At 49.5% G+C, this 2739-nt stretch carries 1 protein-coding gene and 1 pseudogene; both read left to right on the plus strand.

What is annotated here, in order from left to right:
* A pseudogene (locus NK638_RS12145) lies at positions 1–805 on the plus strand (hypothetical protein); the annotation flags it as partial.
* Positions 806–1125: 320 nt separating this feature from the next.
* On the plus strand, positions 1126–2718 hold the full coding sequence (locus tag NK638_RS12150) for an OmpA family protein (RefSeq protein WP_274633215.1): 1593 nt from the start codon (positions 1126–1128) through the stop codon (positions 2716–2718).
* Positions 2719–2739: the final 21 nt, after the last annotated feature.

The following is a 2739-nucleotide window of genomic DNA, read 5'->3' on the forward strand; positions in this document are numbered from 1 at the left end:
GGCTGCGCTTGGCCTTGCTTTATGGGCGTTTGTCCTAAAACCCAATAGCGCGCCGCCAGCCGAGCCAATTGTCACTGAGTCTGATACTGTGCCGCCTGAACCAGTCGCCGCGCCGACGCCTGTTGAGCTTATCGTAGGGGTGGACGATAGTGGCAGTCTATACACTTGTAGCGCGATTGTCGGTGATACAGCACTACAAAACACCCTACAGCAAGCGCTCAGATCAAGCTTTGGCGAGCAGGCAGCGATCTGTCAGTTTACTGTACAACAAGGGGTTGCCAACAGTATTGCCAACCTACCAGCAGAGCTATTGCCCAATGTGTTGACGATGCTGAGGTCCACGCCCTTTGCCCGCTTGCATCTACAAAACGATCGACTTACGCTAGAAGCGCCAGATGCCATGCTGCTACAGCGCTTGCTCAGTGAGATGCGGGCTTTGGTGCCAGCCATGGTCATCGATAGTACTGCGCCCATCCCTTTGCCTGATAACCCGAACGCGGCAACCAGTGAATTGGGTGATGCTGATAGTCTGAGTAATGATGTATACCCCAATAATGCTACTGGTGCTGGCGAATACCAGGCGGCAGACGATGAAACAGGCGATAGCGTCATGCCTGCGCCCAACAATAATGCCAGTATACCTGCCGATATGCCCAACACTGCCCCTAATAACCTGCCCAATAACATACCGTCTAACAATACGTCTAATAACAGCCAAACTAGGCCGTCAGGCTCTATTTCGCTATCAGAGGTAGATGAGATGGCAAGTAGTGTGATCGTCGCCGAGCCAGCACAAGTCAGGTAGCAATGTGAGGCTACAGATGGATCGTTTTACTAAAAAATTATCTCTGTGTTTTCCTTTAAGTCTTTCTCTAAGCTTTTGTCGGACAGTCGCATTTGGGCGAGCTTTAGGGTGAGATAGTTACGTGTCTCAACTGAAACATTACTTAACGTAGCATTTGCACAACAACCTGTTGATTGTGAACGGATACTTAATACTCTTATAATAACAAAAGTTGAATATATAAGTTGAACCTATAAAGCGGTGAACCTATAAAGTATTGTTAAAAAAAGCATTGTGAAGAGTGTAATTATATAAATACGTATTAACGGAGGAATTACCCAATGGATATTATCAGTCATCTAACACGGACCGTCAGCCCTGCAGTACTAGGGGATGATCGCAGCCCAGCCAAAGAAAGCTTGCTTGAGCAGTTTTATGCTATCTTTGCCGCGCGTCTTGCCGACAATGATACTTATGGACGCTTTGCAAATGAAAACATCGCCCGTGACGATCAAGGGTTTTATGACCGCGTCTGGACAGAAGGCGCTCACCGCGATCAAATCTCGCGTGAGCTGGCGAGCCAGCACAATGTCGATGCTACCGCCGCTCGCGGCTTGATTGCGATGGCAGCACCGCTCGCATTTCATGAAATCAAAAGCTTAGCAGGCACCACGCCTGTGCCGCAGTTCTTAAATGATAATTTGGCCAGTTATCAGCATCATATTCCTGCATGGGCAAGTACGGTCTTGCCAGCTGGCATGTTGGCGGCTACCCCAGCTGCGGGTACTCGTATCTCTGATACCACCAGCACCGCACCATTGCAGCATACCGAAGAAGAAAAAGGCAGCTTTATGAAAGCGCTGCTACCGATTATTGGTTTGATCATTTTGGGGGCGCTGGCATGGGCGCTACTCAGAGGTTGCCAAGAAAACCCTGAACCTGTTGCCACACCAGTTGCCAGTGAGCAACAAGCAGCAGGCGATGAGCAAGTAGCAGTTGCCGCAGATGTAGAGCCTGCTTCACTGCGTATCGCGACGGGCGAAAACAATGAGCTGTATGCCTGCCGTATGAATGCCGGTGACGAAACCCTACAAAGCAAAGTGATGAATGCACTGACTGCGGCATTTGGCGATGAAGCCAATAAATGCCGCGCAGACGTCGATGATAACTTTGCCACCGATATGCCAGCCGCCGCTCAGCTTGCTTCTATTTTGCCCATCGTCAAAAACGTGCCAAACGCCAGCATGATCATCAAAGGTGATACCATCACCGTCAATGCCCCAGACGAGGCAGCGTTACAACAGCTAGTGACCGATTTACAAGCAGCTGCGCCTGCCATGACTGTCCAAGCGGAAGGCCCACTGGACTTACAAGGCGAGATTGACGACAGTCTAACGGCCGCTGATGCCGCTATGACCAACTTGGGTGACAATCCAGACCCTCGTGATGTGGCGCGCGCCTTGAGTATACAAGTGATTAATTTTGAATTAGACAAAGCGATCATCCCTGATGCCAACAAAGCGCTACTAGACCGCGCGGCCACAATCATCAATGAAGTACCAGATATGGAGCTGCTGATTATCGGCCATACAGATAGCCAAGCGTCTGACGACTACAATATCGAGCTGTCACAAGAGCGCGCCGATGCTGTCAAAGAGTATTTAGTCGCCCAAGGGGTCGATGCCAGCAAACTGTCCACCAAAGGTATGGGTGAGTCAGAGCCAATTGCTGATAACTCAACTGAACAAGGCCGTTTCCGTAATCGCCGCATCGAGTTTGTCGTCAATGATGAGATTAATGTGGCAAATGAAGGCATGATAATCAGTAACGATGCGCTTGATCCGGATTTAAACCCATTAGATAGTAACAACGATGACTTATTGCCAGATGATGATGACGTCACCCAAGGTAGCGCTATCGATCCAGCAAACTAATATCAGCTGTGCTCAAAAAAA

Origin of the sequence: Psychrobacter sp. A3 (genome assembly GCF_028823565.1) — a bacterium.
Taxonomy (GTDB): domain Bacteria; phylum Pseudomonadota; class Gammaproteobacteria; order Pseudomonadales; family Moraxellaceae; genus Psychrobacter; species Psychrobacter celer.